The following is a 15,923-nucleotide window of genomic DNA, read 5'->3' on the forward strand; positions in this document are numbered from 1 at the left end:
AGTGATAAGCCTGCACTGCGAGGTTTTCGCCTACGATGATTCCCCCGACGAGGGGCCGCATTTCCCCCGGCAGGGTCCGGACGCGCCCGCCGGAACCGGGCAGGGGAGGAAGGGTGCTGCACTGCGCGGCACCGCCCTCGACGTCGCACCCGGCGAACTCGTGGTCGTCGTCGGTGCGTCGGGCTCGGGCAAGACGACGCTCGCCCACCTGCTCGCCGGCCAGACCGGCAGGGACGCCGGATCCGTTTTCCGGGGCACCCTGGCGCTCGACGGCCAGCGGCTCGACTTCTCCGGCACCGACGACGACCCCCGGATCGACCCGGCGGCGTGGAGCGCCCGGGTGGGGTTCGTCGCCCAGTCGGCGTGGAGCCAGCTCTCCCTGATGTCCGCGACGGTCGGTGAGGAAATCGCCTTCGGGCCCGCCAATCACGGCGTGCCGGTGGACCGGCTTCGGGAAACCGTTGCCGCTGTGGCCGGGGACCTCGGCCTCACCGGACTCCTTGACCGGGACCCGCGCAGGCTCTCCGGAGGCCAGCTGCGGCGGACAGTGATCGCCGGGGCCGTTGCCGCGCGCCCCGGCATCCTCGTGCTCGACGAACCCTACCAAGGCCTCGACCCGGAGGCGGCCCGTGAGGTTGCCGCCGTCCTTGACGGACTGCGGGATGCGGGGACCGGTGTGGTGCTCCTCCAGCCGCTGCTCCCGCAGGATGCTCCGCCGGGCACCCGGATCCTGGCGCTCGACGGCGGACGGCAGGTCTTCAGCGGATCGCTCGCCGAGGCCCGGGACGCCGACCTGGCACGCCACGGCATTGGCACCGAAGGCGAGCCTCCCCGCTTCGTTCCCGCCCCTCATCCCAAGCCAATCGCTGAGCGAATCCCGCTGGCCCAGCTGAGCCGGGTCCATTTCACCTATCCGCAGCCCTCGGGAGAACCTCCCGCCGGACTGCACGGCGTCGACCTCACCGTGTTTCCCGGTGAAATCATTGCCCTCACCGGGGCCAACGGCTCGGGGAAGTCGACGCTGCTCAAGCATTTCAATGGGCTGCTCCGCCCGTCGGCCGGATCGGTGCGCCTGGCCGGGGGAGAGCTTGGGGGGCGCAGCGTCGGTGAGCCCGCGCGCACCGCCGGCTACCTCTTCCAGGACACGGACCAGCAGCTCTTCGAACGGACGGTCCTGCGCGAGGTGGCCTACGGACCATCGGCCGCCGGGTCCTCGCGGGAGGCTGCGCAGACCGCCGCGCATGCCGCACTCGAGGCCGTGGGCCTGGAGAACCGCGCCCAGTCCCATCCCTACGAGCTCGGCTTCGTTGAACGGCGCCTCGTCGCGCTCGCTTCCCTGATCGCCACGGGTCCGGTGCTGTGGGTGCTCGACGAGCCGACGGCCGGTCTCGACGAACGGGGGCGGAACCTGTTGGCCCGGGTCCTCGCCGACCATGCAGCTGCCGGGGGAGGGGCAGTGCTGGCCACCCACGACACTGAGTTCGCCCGGGCGGTCTGCCACCGCATCGGGCGTCTCATTGGCGGCACGCTCCGGTTCCCGCCGAGTTTCCCCCCCGCGCGGGGCACACCCGCGGTAGGGTCCGGGGCTATGGACAGCAACGCGGAAATCCCTCCCTCAACGGGCAGCGGCGCCAGATCCCCGGCCGAACCCGACTTCGGCGAGCTGGGCGGCCGACGACGAACCGTTTCCTCCTCCGGCGCGCAGCTCGCCGTCTTCGAATTCGGGCGCACTCCCGCACCCGGAGTCCCCGCACTGCTGCTGGTCCACGGCTACCCCGATGATCACCGGGTGTTCCTCCCGGTGATCCGCCGGCTCGCCTCGACCTTCACGATCGTCACCTATGACACGAGGGTTGCCGGCCAGTCAGTAGCCGGCGGCGGACCGGGCGCCTTCCTGCTTTCAACGCTCGTCGATGACCTGTTCGCGGTGATCGAGACAACCGGACTTGCCCAGGTGCACCTTGTGGGCCACGACTGGGGATCGATCCAGGCCTGGGCTGCGCTGCGGGACCCGCGGGCGGGGGTGTTTTCACGGTTCACGAGTGTCTCCGGGCCGGATCTGCTTCACTTCCGGCGGTGGATCCGCGGCAGCGCACGCCGGCCCGGGAGCTGGCCCCGCCTTGCCGGCCAGCTGCTGCGAAGCTCCTACGTGGCCGCCTTCCAGCTTCCCCTGCTCCCGGAGGCGGTGTGGCGGCGCTACCTGGGTCCGCGCTACGAGGATCTGTCCGGCCGAAGCATCGGCGAGAACCCGGCCCGCGGGCTCGTCCTGTACCGCCGAACGCTTTTTTCCGCGCGGCGGGCCCCCGGGCGCATCAATGTGCCGGTCCACGTCGTCGTCCCGCTCCGCGACCCCTTCCTCTCGCCGTCGCTCACTGCTGGGCTCGAGGAGCAGGTGGGTGAGCTGACCGTTGAACACGTTGAGGGGGGCCATTGGTGGATCGCCGCCCGCCCGGCGGACTTCGCGGCCGTCCTCGACGCCGGCCCGCACACCAACGGAACCTGAGGCAACTCCTCAGGCCTCCAGCAGGCCCCGGATGTCGTCGGCGGTGAGCGCGGAACTGAAGACCGCGTCGTCGTCCATGACCGAGGTGAATAGCCGGGCCTTCTGCTCTTTGAGCTTCATGACCTTCTCCTCGATGGTGCCCTTGGAGACCATCCGGTACACCATCACGTTCTTCGTCTGTCCGATGCGGTGGGTGCGGTCCACGGCCTGTGCCTCGGTGGCTGGGTTCCACCAGGGGTCGAGGAGGAAGCAGTAGTCCGCCTCGGTCAGGTTCAGGCCGAACCCACCGGCCTTGAGGCTGATCAGGAAGACCGGAGCCTTGCCCTCCTTGAAGGAATCGATCACCTCTCCGCGGCTGCGCGTCGACCCGTCGAGGTAGGCATAGTCGATGCCGCGGGCCTCAAGCTGGGCTGCCGCCTTTTTCAGGTAGGAGGTGAACTGGCTGAACACCAGGGCGCGGTGACCCTCGGCCAGCACGTCCTCGAGCTGCTCGAGGAGCAGTTCGAGCTTGGCCGACGGTACTCCCTCGTGCTCGGGATCGACAAGGGACGCGTCGAGGCTCAGCATGCGCAGCAGGGTCAGTGACCTGAAGACGATCATCCGGTTGCTGTTCATGTCTTCGATCAGTCCAAGCAGCTTCTGGCGTTCGCGCTGCAGGTAGGTCGAGTAGATGTGGCGGTGCTCCGGGGAGAGCTCAACCTCGAGCACCTGTTCCTGCTTCGGGGGCAGGTCGGAGGCGACGGCCTCCTTGGTGCGCCGCATCATGAGCGGCCGTATCCGGCGCCGCAGCCGGGCAAGCGGACGGTTGTCGCCGGTTTTCTCGATCGGTGTGCGGTAATCCTCGGTGAACTTCCGGGCCGACGGGAAGAGCCCGGGCGCCACGATGTTGAACATCGCCCACAGCTCCATGAGGTTGTTCTCCATCGGCGTTCCGGTGATCGCCAGCTTGAACGGGGTGTCGAAGTCCTTTGCGGCCTGGTGGATCTTCGACGTCCGGTTCTTCACGAACTGCGCCTCATCGAGGATCAGTCCGGCCCACTCGAGGTCCTGGTAGGCGGGAAGGTCGAGCCGGAAGAGGGTGTAGGAGGTGATGACGACGTCGGCGCCGCGGATCTGCTCCGCCACCGGAATCCCCGACGCACCCTGGGTGTCGGTGATCCCGACCACCTTCAGTCCGGGCGTGAACCGGTGCGTTTCATTGATCCAGTTCGGAACCACCGAGGTGGGTGCGACGACGAGGAAGGGACGGCCTGGCTCGGAAGTGCTGCGTGCGTGCTCGATCAGCGCGAGGGCCTGGAGCGTCTTGCCCAGTCCCATGTCGTCGGCGAGGACCCCTCCCAGCTGGGTGCGCCACAGGAACGCCAGCCAGTTGAACCCCTCCTGCTGGTACGGCCGAAGCTCCGCCGCGACGCCGGGGGGCACCTCGACGGGTTCGAGGTTGGGCAGGTCGAGGAGCCCGGCGACTGCGTCGCGCCAGGCCGATGCCTGCTCGGTCTCGTCGGCGAGGTCCTCGAACTCGGCCCACAGGCCGGCCTGGTAGCGGCTGATCTGGAAGCCCGTCTCCCATTCGCTGAGGTCCCGGGCTTCCTCGATGAGCTCGCGCAGCTGCTCGAAGACGGGCTGGTCGAGTGAAAGGTAGCTGTTGTCGACCAGCTTGAGCTTCTTCCGGCCCTGGGCGAGGGCACGGAAGATCGAGTCGAAGGGGATTTTCCGGCCACTGACCGTGACCATGACGCCGAGGTCGAACCAGTCCCGGTTGTCGGTCTCAACTGTGGAGATTGTCAGCTGCGGCGCCTCGGTGAGCTCCTGGTAGAGCGGTTTCACGCCGACAATCTCGACTTCAACACCCTTGAGCTCCTCCAGCCGGGGCAGCACGTCCTCGGAGAACTCGACGGCGAGCATCTCCTCGAGGGTCGTTGACTTCAGCGGCAGCGGCCCCAGGACGGACGCCGCTTCGCTGACCAGCGCCTCTTCGGCGTCGGCGTCGCGGAACCCATCGACGTCGTCGCTCTGAAGGGGACGGCGGTGCACCGCCGCCCCGATGCTGTACTTGAACTCCCAGGACAGGGCCACCGCACCGTCGGACCGGTATGCCGCGGTGAGCAGGAGGACCGGCGGCTGCACCTCGGGCAGGTCAACGCTTTCGTCGCTGCTGGCGATCCGCAGGGAGCGGCGAAGCCTCGGGTAGTACTCCTCGAGGAACTCCGGGGTCTCGGCGGCCGGCACGACCACCGGGCGGGCCCGCTGCAGCAGGTCGATGTGCTGGCCGCTGAGCTTTCCGGCGGAGGCGAGGGTGATGACGGAGTTTGGGGAGACGGTGTAGATACCGTGGTTCGCGATGACGTGCGCGGTTTCGGCCGGGTGTTCAACGCCGTCGATCTCGAGCCGCGGGTTCAACTGCAGGTCTCCTTCACCGGCGGCCGTGGCGTCGAGGGAGAGCACCGCCCGGCGGCCCAGCTTGATCGTCACGGCCTTTTTCGTTCCGACGAACTCGATGCCCAGCCGTTCGGCCTCCTCCAGCAGCTGCCAGAGCAGCGGGTTGCTGAACTCGTCGAGGTAGAGCCATGAGTCGTTGTTGCCGAAATAGTTGACGCCGGTGCCGCGGTGCAGGGCGGGGAACTGGGAGAACCAGCGGTGCTGGTCGGGGTCGAGCTTCAGGCCGTAGGTCTGATAGCTGATGTTGCCCCAGGACAGGCTGTTCTTGACCCACTTGCCCTTGCTGTTTTGGCTGACGGGCCTGACCCCAAGCCGCGAGTTGAGCGTCCGCAGGCCCTGCCGGTCGGCTGCCGATCCCCAGCGCTGCACTGCGACTTCGGGGGTGCGCACCTCGAACTGGAGCGCAAGCGGGGTGGGCGCGGGGGTTGGAGGCGTTTCGGGTCCGGCCGGTTCAAGCAGGTCGGTCAGTGATGCCTGCCAGCCGGCGGGCCGGCGGGTCGAGGGCACGGCAGCGGGCTCGTGGTTGGCGAGGAGGTGCTCGGTGTTGCTTTGGAGTGCTGTCGCCGCGACGTGCTTGCAGCTGCCCCCAACCGGGCAGCTGCAGTGGCTCTCCAAGGGTCGGAAACGACCGTCGCCCTTCAGCCCGAGGCGAAGCTTCGTGCGGTATTCCGCCGGACTTCCACCGCGCACCCGCCCGGTGAGGATCTTCGCCCCGGCGTCCCAGGCCACCGACGTCACGGCGCCGTCCTTGGCGTAGATCTGGCCCCGTTGGAAAGCGGCTCCGCCCACGACGCGGATGATGTCCGTGACATCGACCAGGGGCAGGGGGGAAGTGGGCATACTTTCATGCTCTCACGCTGGCGCGCCCGCCCTGGCCCGGCATGGAGGGGTTTCCGCTACAAGCGATTGTTGCGTTCCGCGGCCGTTGGAGGCTTTTGATTCCTCCGGACAGCGGCCAGCACGTAACCTACGAATGGGGCCGTTTTCACTCCTCCGACGAAGGGTTGCCGGTGTTCGAAGCACCAAGTTTCATTTATGCCGCGGCAGGGCTTGCGGTTTTCGCGGCGGCACTGCTGCCCCGCCTGCTGATGCGCGCTCCGGTTTCAATGCCGATGGTGTTCCTTGGCGCGGGAGTGCTCACCTTTTCGCTGATCGACAACCTCCCCGATCCCGACCCGATCAAGTACGGCGACTTCACGACCCACCTCGCCGAGGTCTGCGTCATCATCTCCCTCATGGGTGCAGGGCTCGCCCTCGACCGCCGGGTGGGCCGGAAGCGCTGGGGTACGACGTGGCGCCTGTTGGGCATCGCAATGCCGGTGTGCATCGTGCTCCTCATGTTCCTGGGCCTGTGGGTGCTGGGGCTTGGACTCGCCTCGGCCCTGCTCGTCGCAGCGGCGCTCGCGCCGACCGATCCGGTGCTTGCCTCGGAGGTCCAGGTGGGCGAGCCCTCGGAAACCGAAGAGGACCTTGAAGGCGAGGACGAGGTACGCTTCGGGCTGACCTCGGAAGCCGGGCTCAATGACGGCCTCGCATTCCCGTTCGTCTACCTTGCGATCGCGCTCAGCCTCGTCGGGTCCGCCCCATCGGCATGGTTCCCCGAGTGGTTCGCGGTCGACGTCGTCTGGCGCCTCGGGATCGGCTGCCTCTTCGGCTTCGGCATGGGCAAGCTGCTGGGCCGGATCTTCTTCTCGGCCCGCAGCGAGAGCGTCAGGCTGGCCAACTATTCGGAGGGCTTCGTTGCGCTCGCCGCGACCTTCCTGACCTATGGCCTCACCGAACTTGCCGAGGGGTACGGCTTCATCGCCGTGTTCGTCTGCGCCGTGACCATCCGGACGGCGGAGCATACGCACGGCTACCACGGGGTGCTTCACAGCTATATCGAGCAGCTCGAAAGGCTTCTGACTGTCGTCATCCTCGTCCTGCTGGGCGGCGCCGTTGCCCGCGGGATGCTGGAGGGCCTCCGCTGGCAGGAGATTCTCGTGGCGGTGCTGTTCCTCCTCCTTGTCCGCCCGGTCGCAGCGTGGATCAGCCTGGCCCGGGGACGCACCGGATTGTGGGAGCGCGGTGTCATATCCTTCTTCGGAGTCCGCGGTATCGGCTCCATCTACTACCTGGGCTACGCGTTGTCCAAGGGGGAGTTCGGGGCTGAGGACGAGGTGCTGTGGCGCATCGTGGGCCTGATCGTGTGCCTGTCGATCGTGGTCCACGGCATGAGCGCAGCCCCGGTCATCAACGCCCTCGACAGGGCGCGGAAGCGCAAGGCGCTGCGGGTGTCCGGGGATGAGGGCCGCGCCTCCTCAACGCCCATCTGAGCCCGCCGCCGGTCCCAGCGCCGGCGCCGGGGTCAGCGGAGGTCCTCGAGGCGCCGCTGGACGGCTTCGAGTTCTTCGCTCAGGGCGGTGAGGCCCGCGGTTCCCGATTCGGTGGCGAGCGCGCGGACGAGCTCGTCCTGCCTCGCCCGGAGCCCGGCCTCAGTGGATGGAAGCTCAAAATTGGCCATGGGTTCATCGTGCCAGATGCTCCGCCCGCACCGGCGAAACCTCCTGGCCGGACAGCCGGGTGAACTGCAGCCGAAATAAGTCGGCGGTCCTGGCCGTTCCCCTAAGAGCGCCTGCAAGCCGCACCGCTTTCGAACGGTAAATAACACGGCGCGCAACTTTTGGGAAGGTTTTTCTTTGATAACTGTTCCGATGTCCATCCTCGACCTGGCACACATCCCGCGGGAAGGCACTGCCGCTGGGAGTTTTGCCGCAAGTGTAAGGCTGGCGCAGAACGCGGAAAAATGGGGATATCGAAGGATCTGGTACGCAGAGCACCACAACATGGGAAGCATCGCTTCCTCCGCAACGAGCGTATTGATTGCCCATGTCGCCGCGGCGACCTCGAGCATCCGTCTGGGTGCCGGTGGAGTCATGCTGCCGAACCATTCACCCCTGACGATCGCCGAGCAGTTCGGGACCCTCGAAACGCTTCACCCGGGCCGTATCGATCTCGGACTCGGGCGTGCACCGGGAAGTGATGCGAACACCCTGCGGGCACTTCGCCGGGACCCGGCGTCGGCGGAGTCGTTCCCTGAGGACGTCCTTGAACTGCAGGGTTACCTCTCCGGCGATACGCGCATCCCGGGGGTCCACGCAACGCCCGGACGGGGGACAAACGTCCCGCTCTACATCCTTGGCTCATCGCTGTTCGGGGCGAGGCTCGCCGCAGCCCTGGGGTTGCCCTATGCGTTCGCCTCCCATTTCGCCCCGGCCGCCCTTCGGGACGCGGTGGCCCTCTACCGCAGGGAGTTTCAGCCCTCCGCCCAGCTCGAGCACCCGCACGTGATCGCCGGCGTCAACGTGATGGCCGCCGACTTGGAAGAGGAGGCCCAGCGCCAGTTCCAGGACGGCCAGCGGCGGATGGTCGAACTGCTGCTGGGGCGTGGCCGCACGTTCAGCCCCGAGGAGGCGGATGCGATCCTCGCCTCACCGGGGGGCCAGCAGGTAGCGCAGATGGCCACGTACTCCGCCGTGGGAACCGTGCCGCAGGTGCAGGATTATCTCGAGCGGTTCACCAACCACGCCCAGGCTGACGAGTTGATCATCGCAACGCGGGCCAGCAGCGAAGAAGCCTGGCTGAGGTCCTTCGAGCTGGTTGCCGGGCTGGCACGCCCGATGGCGGCCTAAAGGTTGCATTTAAAAGAAGGTTTGGATTCCTGCTTGCCATTACCCGTGTTGGTTTGGCAAAGTGGGTCTCGGTTGTAGTGTTGCGCATTTGTATTTCACGCGGCGAAGCCCTCCGGGGCGGCGCCGCATATCTGAAAGAGCGGACAAGCACGCCGCGACTGGGGCTTTCCGAAAGTCGGAAGGCGTCTGAATTTCAGAAGGATAACAAAAATGGCAACAGGTACCGTGAAGTGGTTCAACGCTGAAAAGGGCTTTGGATTCATCGCCCCCGACGACGGAAGCGCAGACGTGTTCGCACACTTCTCCGCCATCAACGCGAGCGGCTACCGCTCGCTGGATGAGAACCAGAAGGTTAGCTTCGACACCGAGCAGGGCCCCAAGGGTCCCCAGGCGTCAAACATCCAGCCTCTCTAAGGCTTGATTTCAGTAACAGGACGGGAAGCGATTCCCGTCCTGTTGCTATTTAACGCCCTGTTCTAGGTTTCAGCCGCGAGTTCCGGTCCTGAGCGCCAGGCCGGTGCGCCATACGGCTAAAGATCCGGCACGCAGGGTCCCCTGCCCAGGTGGGCGAGCCCGGCGCGGTCGCCGGCGCCGAGCTGGGTCGGCGACGTTGTCTCGGCGTGCATGAGCTGGGTCGGGTCGTCAACGTGGTCAAGCCCGACGAGGTGTCCCAGTTCATGGATGACCACCGCACGGGCCGCATCCGCTCCGCCGGGGAAGGGAAGCATCCGGCTCAACTGCGGGCCGTCGAGCTGGATCTGGCCGGACACGTAGATCGATGGCCCGTCCAGCAGCCCGAGTGCTGTACTCCCGCCGATCCCCGCTATGTCATCTGCGACCTCGGGGTTCTCCTCGGGAGTGACCCACGCGATGAGGACCGGCGCCCATCGCTCGCCATACAGCTCCGGCTGGTACTGTTCCCGCTGTGCGGCCGGTGCTTCAGAGGTGGCTCCGTCATGGATGAAGCGGAGGCCGGTCGCAGCGGAAACCTCGGCGACGGCTTCGTGGATCAGCTTCGAACCACCGGGTGGCTGATGGTCGGGCCGGACAACGTAGTGGATCGGACGGCACGGATCGTAGGCGATGAAGGCCTGGGAAGTGTTGCCGGTATCGAAGAGCCTGTAGTTGGTTGAGGGTTCGACCGCGGGTGGAACCCCCAGCGGGACGGCCGAGGCTTCGATTCCTGCGGGAGGCCGCTGGGAGGACTGTCCCGGCAGTGCAACGGTCAATGGCTCGACTACCCGGTTCAGAACGCCTCCGGTGACATCGGGGGCGAGGTAGAGGGCTGCGACGACGGCGACAACGCAGGCGGTTCCTACGTGCAGCGAACGCGGGCGGCGCCGACGCCGTTTTCCAGGACGTTCCGACGGGTAGACGAAAGCGTTTTCGGCACCCTGGTTTTTTGCGCCCTGGCCTTCTGCACCCTGAAAGGAACGCGCGGACGGGCCCTGGAGGGGAGGGGGAAACCCGCGGCTGGTGCGGGGTGCTGCCGCTCCGCCGGGCCGCGGCTGCTTCTCTGGATGGTGTTCGCCCACGGGATTCCTGAGTGAGAGGGTGCGTCAGCCAAGCATAGGCGATTCGGGGCCGCACAGCCCCGCGAAAGCCCCGAGTTCCTCGAGGTAGTGCGGCCGTGTGGGAAGGTGCGATGTCAACTGGGGTGAGCGGATGATCACCGCACGCCACTGTCCCCGAGAAACCGCAACATTGATGCGGTTCCTGTTCAGCAGGAACTCGATCCCTCGCGGTGCTTCAGCAGCCGCTGAACAAGCCATTGAGACGATCACGACTGCGGCCTGCTGGCCCTGAAACTTGTCGACGGTACCCACACGGACGTCGGGGACGCCGGCACCCTCCAACACCCCGCGGATCAGTTGGACCTGGGCATTGTAGGCCGCAACAACCAGGAGATCGGACTGCTCCAAGGGGCGGGTTGGCTTCCCCTCGTCCGGCGTCCAGGCCAGGCCCAGATGGCGTTGAACCTGGGCAAGGACCTCGGCCGCTTCTTCCGGAGACGATGTCTTGCGGTGTGCGTGGTCGACCAGGACGCACTCCACGCCGGCGCGGACGCCGTCGAGGTTCCGCACCGCCGCGGGGGGCGCCGATTCGAGCTTCCCGTCATAGGCGAGCTGCGAGACGGCGGCACACAGTGCCGGGTGCATGCGCCAGCTTGTGGCAAGGAAGTACCCGAAGTGTTCAGGCAGCGTCGCGGCTCCGTGCGACAGCCACCCGAGCGCGGATTCATCGATGGGCTCGGGGTGCCTGCCCTGGGTGACCTGGGGGAGCTGCTGCGGATCTCCAAGCAGCAGCAGCCGCCGGGTAGATCGAGTCACGGCGAGGGTGTTCGCCAGGGAGAACTGGCCGGCCTCATCGATCACGAGGAGGTCAAGCGACTGTTGCGGGACGCGGCTCCCCGTCAGCGTCCACGCCGTTCCGCCGATCAGGCAACCGGCATCGGACGGAAGCAGCGCCTCGACATCCTCGTCCCGGCGGTTCGGCCACGGCGCATCGCGATCGGTTTTCTTGGCGGTCACGGCGGGGGGAACCCCGGCCTCGAGGGCGGCCTCGATCATGTGTTCCACGACGGCGTGGGACTGGGCCACCACCCCCACCTTCCAGCCGCGGGCCACGAGCCTGCTGATCACGCGGGCACCGACGTACGTCTTGCCCGTCCCCGGTGGGCCTTGGACGGCGAGGTAGGAGGATTCGAGCAGCGACACCGCCTCGGTGATCGCTTCGACATACGCTCCGGGGCCTTCACCCACAGCAGGCAGTTCCACTCCGGCGGCGAGGCGGGGTGGAAGCCTGCGCAGCAGGTCAAGGCCCGGTCCACCGGGGAGGTCGGGCAACGTGGCGTGGACTTCAGCGGCGAGGGCACGCAATGCCGTCTCGATCGAGGTTGTCGGCAGCGGCTTGTCGGGGGTCAGGGCGAGGGGGAGCAGGTCGTGCGGCAGGCCACCGGTGCGCAGGCGCTCCTCGAGCACCAGGGTGTCGCCCCGGGCGGAGGAGGACGCTTCGAGGACGGTTGAACCGAACCATCCGCCGCGGCCGCCGTCGGCGTTTTCACGCGAGTCAACCCCTTCGGGCAGGGGCGGAGCGTACATGCTGAACCACGTCGAGCCCCGCCGGAACTCCGCTCCTTCGGGGAGCACACCGGACAGGCGGATGGTCCGTGCCAGGGTGCGGGCCCTGGGCGTGCGCGGCGCCCATTCGGTGAGCACCTCGGCGGAGGTGGGAAGGAAGACATCGCGGGCGTCGGACCAGCTGTCGATTGAGGTGGAGAGGCGGTCGAAGTGGCCCCACCAGAACTGTTTGCGTTCCCTCCGGTGGTAGCCGACGGCGGCGGCGACCATCGCCACCGCCTGGGCGTCACCGACGGGTGCCGGGCCGGGCGGCAGGGAGGCGACGTAGTCGAGTAGTGCGCTTTCCTCGGGGAAGGGTTCCGGGCCCGACGGGGGTTCAACGGATTGCCCCGCCGTCGCCGGGGTGATGCCGCGGTCCCTGGCCAGGCCCAGCAGCCAGTTGCGCAGCTCGCGCGTTGATAGGCAGTCGTAACGGTTGTAATCCCGGATTCCGGCAAGGACAGCGTCGGCCGTTTCGGCGTCCTCGGCGTCCCGGGCGGCGCAGTACTCGGCGTATGCCACAACCGAGGCGCCGGCGTCGGTGACATCGCCGGTGCGCAGGTTGTCGCCCATATAGAGCGGTTCAAGCTTTTTAAGGCTGTAGGAATCCTCGGAGATGCGCAGGCTCCGGCGCACTGTTTCGTAAAGGTCGACAAGCACGCCCTCCCGCAGGAGGGTGTCGACGGCGTCTTCGCCAATAACGTGGGTCAGGGACAGCCTGCGCAGGGCGGTCTTTTCGTAGGAGGCGTAGTGGTACACGTGCAGGTCCGGGTGGCGCTGCCGTCGCTCCGCCACGTAACCGAGAAAGCTTGTGAACGCCTGCTTCTCCTCGCCGCGCGAGTGCGCCCAGAACGCACGGTAGGCCGGTTCGGAGGCAGGATCTCCGCCGGCTGGATTCTCGATGACGCCGAACAGGTACTCCAGGCCCCAGGCCCCCGTTTCAGGATCCTGCCAGAGGGGGTCGCCCTCGAAGTCGAAGAAGATGTCACCGTCACTCGGCGGGGGAAGCAACCCGAGGGCGTTGCCGTCGATCACCTGGTACTCGATCGTGCGTGCTGCGCCCTGCTGGTCGACATAGCTGCGTCCTCCGTCGATGGGCGCGGTCCGCGTCTGCATCCGGGCCTGTTCCCGCAGGCGGGCGAGGCTCGACGCGGGGTCAGCGACCTCCAGAACCGCGAGGTCGTCAATGGTGCGGACGCCCCTCCCGCGGAGTGTCTGCCGTTGGCTCATGCTGAGGTTGGGGACAAGCAGGACGTCGCGGGTCTGCTCGATCATCTCTCGGCAGTAATCGCAGCGCCCGCAGGCGGTGTGGCCCTGCCCTTCCCAGGCCACCGGCAGCTGACCCTCACGGTGACGGGTGAGCAGCTCAGTGACGCGCTGCCGCCGTTCCCGGTACACGGGGAGGATGTCGGAGAGCCGGTGCGTGCTCGAGGTCCCGTTGCCGAGGACCAGGGTGATCTCCGGCGCCGTTCTAACCCCGGCACCGAGCAGCTGGTCGCCGTACGCGGCCAGCTGCAGCAGCGCACCGACCTTGGCGTGCCGGGCCAGTTTGGTGTCCCAGACCGCGTAGGCCCCGTCCTCGGTCCGCACGAGGAAGTCCGAGCGGCCGTGGAACTCGCCGTCGAAGAAGGAGGCCTGGAACACCACGCCGGCGCCCGCGTCCAGGGCGGCAATCGACTCCTCGTGCTTGGCGGTGAGCGCGGCCCGATCCATCGAGGCCGCCGGGACCACCTCGTACACGCCGTGCGGGTTCTCTTCGGAAAAGGTGCCCTGGTCCGCGATGAACTTCTCGAGAACGCGGTGCTCATGGGCATCGCCCAGCACCGCTGCCCGCTGCAGCATCTCATCCGCCGCGAACTCGGCGGGGGGAGCCCAGCCCAGCTTTTCGTCGAGGATGCGAAGTGCCCGGTACTCGCACTCGGCGGCGGTGACGAGGTCGCTCGCGGAGAAGACAAGGTCGGGGGCGGTGCCGGGTGAAACGGGGTTGAGCAGGAACACGTGGACTCCCGGGCAGGTGCGATGGTGATCAACAACTTACCAACTACGGCAAGCTCACCATGCGGCGGTGACATTGAATGCGGTAGCGTGGAGGAGCCTCTTTTCACCGTCCTGGAGATTCATGAATCCGCGCCTGCTGTTCAAGACCGTCGCCGTAGCCGAGGCAATCAGCTGGGCTTTCCTGCTGACAGCCATGTTCTTCAAATACATCGCACGCACCACCGAGGCGTTGATCGCGCCCGCGGGCGGCATCCACGGCTTCATCTTCCTCTGCTTTGTGCTGACGACCGCCTTCGTCTGGATCAACCAGCGGTGGTCGGTGGCCACGGGCCTGCTGGGCCTGGTCTCCGCCGTCGTGCCCTTCGCCACGGTTCCGTTTGACCGTTGGCTCGAGCGCGGCGGAAAGCTCGACGGCCACTGGCGCCTGGCGCCCGGCCGCGAGCCCGCCGCCGGCGTACTTGAAAAAGCACAGGCCCTGGTGCTGCGCAGCCCCGTGCTCGCCGCGCTCGTGGCGCTCGCCGGCGTGGGCATGGTGTTTGCGCTGCTCCTGATTGCCGGGCCTCCGGTTTCTGCCGGATAGGGATTTGCCGGCTGGGGTTACGCGCCGGTTAGCCGCGCACCAGCTCGGGATGGTGGAGCGCAGCGACGTCGGGGTGTGCCCGCAGCCTCCCCTTGAGCACGTTCGAACCGTAGGAGGCGAGCATCGGGTTCTCCGGATCGTCGGAGATTCCCCGCGCCTCTGCGCGCAACGGCTCGGGCAGAGAAACGGGGTCGATGACGGCGTCGAGCCGTGGCGACCAGAAGAACGGGACGGCGTAGCGGTCGACCCCCGGGGGTGGTGACTTCACGCGGTGGATCGTCGCGGCAAGATACCCCTGGGTGGCGACCTCAAGCATCTCGCCCAGGTTGACGACGAGCGCCCCGGGAATCGGCTCGACCGGCACCCAGTCCGAGCTTCCCCGGGGGAGGACTTCGAGCCCACCGACCTCGTCCTGGAGCAGGAGGGTCACGAAGCCGTAGTCGGCATGGGAGCCGACCCCCTGCCCGCCGGCCTCGCCATCACCCCCCACATAGTGAACGAGCTTCGCCATCCAGGCAGGTGCTCCCTCGAAGGGCTCGGCGAAGTGATCCTCCGGCAGTCCGAGCGCAACTGAGAGGGCGCCAAGGAGTTCAGCGCCGACCGTCGAAAGCAGCTGCGCCCAGCCCATCGCCCGACGCTCGAGTTCGGGCAGTGCCCGGGTGGGCCACTGGTTGGGACCCTGAAGCAGCCAGTACGGCTGGTCCGCCGGGTAGCTCTCCACCGGGGGGCGGTCGGGGGAGAAGTCGATCTGTTCGCGGGCATCGGGCCTGCCGCGCGTCACTTCGGTGCCCAGCCGGGCGTAGCCCCGGAAGTGGGGGGAGTGCCGGTTGTCGAGCTTGAGCCGTTCCTCGAGGGGGAGGTCGAAGAACTTCCGGGTCACCGAGAACAGGTCTTCAACCTGGGTTTCCGCTGCTCCGTAGTTCGTCACCTGGAAGAAGCCGACGGTATGCGCTGCGTCGCGCAGGCGGTCGATGAACTGGGGGTCGAATGAGCCATCGGCGGTGCGGGCGGCGCTGAGGTCAAAGACGGGGATGGGGCTTGTAACCATGCGGGGAGACTACGCCTGCGGGGCCGGACGGCGCGCGCTCCGGTTACGCAATGTTTCGCCCGCAGGGTTGGCCCGGGTGGGAAGTGCGCCAGCCGGGAACCCGCCATCGGCGCTCCGGGAGTGCCGGAATCGCCGCCCGGGCCGCGTCGTCCCGACTGCACCGCGCGCCGCCTGCACCGCGCGCTGCGGCCTAGAGCCCGGCGAGCCGAAGGACGACGGCGAGCCCCTGCGGGCTGCCCGGCCAGTGACGCTCCACCACGCCGGCGCCGGCGCGGCGGATTGTCAGGCGCAGCACGAAGACCACGAGGAGGACGTCGTCCGCGTAGCCGATCACCGGCAGGAAATCAGGGACGAGGTCGATGGGGAGCAGAAGGTAACCAAGGAGCAGGACGAGCCCTGCACGCACCCCGGCCGGCACCGACCGGTCGGCAGCGAGGCGCCTCAGCAGCCGAAGCAGATCGGGAAGGAACCGCAGGGCGTCGGTCATTGTCAGCGCCTCGGGGTGGCGCCTTGCATAGACCGCCAGCGCCAGGAGAAGCACTGCGTAAACGCCGAGGACCGCGGCGAG

Annotated in this window: 10 protein-coding genes and 1 pseudogene; 5 read left to right on the forward strand and 6 right to left on the reverse strand. The window is 67.6% G+C overall.

The features are described from left to right. Nucleotide 1 precedes the first annotated feature (1 nt). Nucleotides 2-2,503 (forward strand): alpha/beta fold hydrolase, encoded by a 2,502-nt coding sequence (locus tag AC4D2R_RS03695; protein ID WP_490937622.1) that lies wholly within the window; start codon nt 2-4, stop codon nt 2,501-2,503. Between the two features lie 9 nt (nt 2,504-2,512). On the opposite strand, the gene AC4D2R_RS03700 is transcribed toward AC4D2R_RS03695, so the two are convergent. After that, a complete protein-coding gene (locus AC4D2R_RS03700; protein WP_490937624.1) occupies nt 2,513-5,779 on the reverse strand; it encodes a DEAD/DEAH box helicase in 3,267 nt (1,088 codons plus the stop codon). A gap of 170 nt (nt 5,780-5,949) precedes the next feature. Between AC4D2R_RS03700 and AC4D2R_RS03705 the strand changes: the two genes are divergently transcribed. Beyond that, nucleotides 5,950-7,254: a cation:proton antiporter gene (locus AC4D2R_RS03705; RefSeq protein WP_490937626.1), complete on the forward strand. Its 1,305-nt coding sequence runs from the start codon at nt 5,950-5,952 to the stop codon at nt 7,252-7,254. Nucleotides 7,255-7,286: 32 nt separating this feature from the next. On the opposite strand, the gene AC4D2R_RS03710 is transcribed toward AC4D2R_RS03705, so the two are convergent. Further along, the gene (locus tag AC4D2R_RS03710) at nt 7,287-7,442 is read right to left on the reverse strand and encodes a hypothetical protein (RefSeq protein ID WP_490937628.1); all 156 of its coding nucleotides are present in this window, start codon (nt 7,440-7,442) and stop codon (nt 7,287-7,289) included. 178 nt (nt 7,443-7,620) lie between these two features. Between AC4D2R_RS03710 and AC4D2R_RS03715 the strand changes: the two genes are divergently transcribed. Together AC4D2R_RS03715 and AC4D2R_RS03720 are read left to right on the forward strand one after the other, a co-directional pair. Beyond that, nucleotides 7,621-8,610, forward strand: coding sequence for an LLM class flavin-dependent oxidoreductase (locus tag AC4D2R_RS03715; RefSeq protein ID WP_490938355.1), 990 nt, complete (start codon nt 7,621-7,623; stop codon nt 8,608-8,610). Nucleotides 8,611-8,820: 210 nt separating this feature from the next. Beyond that, on the forward strand, nt 8,821-9,024 hold the full coding sequence (locus AC4D2R_RS03720) for a cold-shock protein (RefSeq protein ID WP_026533290.1): 204 nt from the start codon (nt 8,821-8,823) through the stop codon (nt 9,022-9,024). A gap of 116 nt (nt 9,025-9,140) precedes the next feature. Here the strand turns inward: AC4D2R_RS03720 and AC4D2R_RS03725 are convergent, their stop codons facing one another. Both AC4D2R_RS03725 and AC4D2R_RS03730 read right to left on the reverse strand, forming a co-directional pair. Next, entirely contained in the window at nt 9,141-10,145 is a 1,005-nt protein-coding gene (locus AC4D2R_RS03725) for a matrixin family metalloprotease (RefSeq protein WP_490937630.1), read from the reverse strand. A gap of 24 nt (nt 10,146-10,169) precedes the next feature. Beyond that, nucleotides 10,170-13,727: a TM0106 family RecB-like putative nuclease gene (locus AC4D2R_RS03730; protein WP_490937632.1), complete on the reverse strand. Its 3,558-nt coding sequence runs from the start codon at nt 13,725-13,727 to the stop codon at nt 10,170-10,172. Between the two features lie 121 nt (nt 13,728-13,848). Between AC4D2R_RS03730 and AC4D2R_RS03735 the strand changes: the two genes are divergently transcribed. Next, nucleotides 13,849-14,307 (forward strand): DUF3817 domain-containing protein, encoded by a 459-nt coding sequence (locus AC4D2R_RS03735; protein WP_490937634.1) that lies wholly within the window; start codon nt 13,849-13,851, stop codon nt 14,305-14,307. A gap of 28 nt (nt 14,308-14,335) precedes the next feature. On the opposite strand, the gene AC4D2R_RS03740 is transcribed toward AC4D2R_RS03735, so the two are convergent. Both AC4D2R_RS03740 and AC4D2R_RS03745 read right to left on the reverse strand, forming a co-directional pair. Further along, the gene (locus tag AC4D2R_RS03740; RefSeq protein ID WP_490937637.1) at nt 14,336-15,355 is read right to left on the reverse strand and encodes an isopenicillin N synthase family dioxygenase; all 1,020 of its coding nucleotides are present in this window, start codon (nt 15,353-15,355) and stop codon (nt 14,336-14,338) included. A 300-nt stretch (nt 15,356-15,655) separates the two neighbouring features. Beyond that, a pseudogene (locus AC4D2R_RS03745) lies at nt 15,656-15,734 on the reverse strand (DUF1232 domain-containing protein); the annotation flags it as partial. Between the last annotated feature and the right edge of the window lie 189 nt (nt 15,735-15,923).

The organism is Arthrobacter sp. TJ-217 (assembly GCF_058269255.1).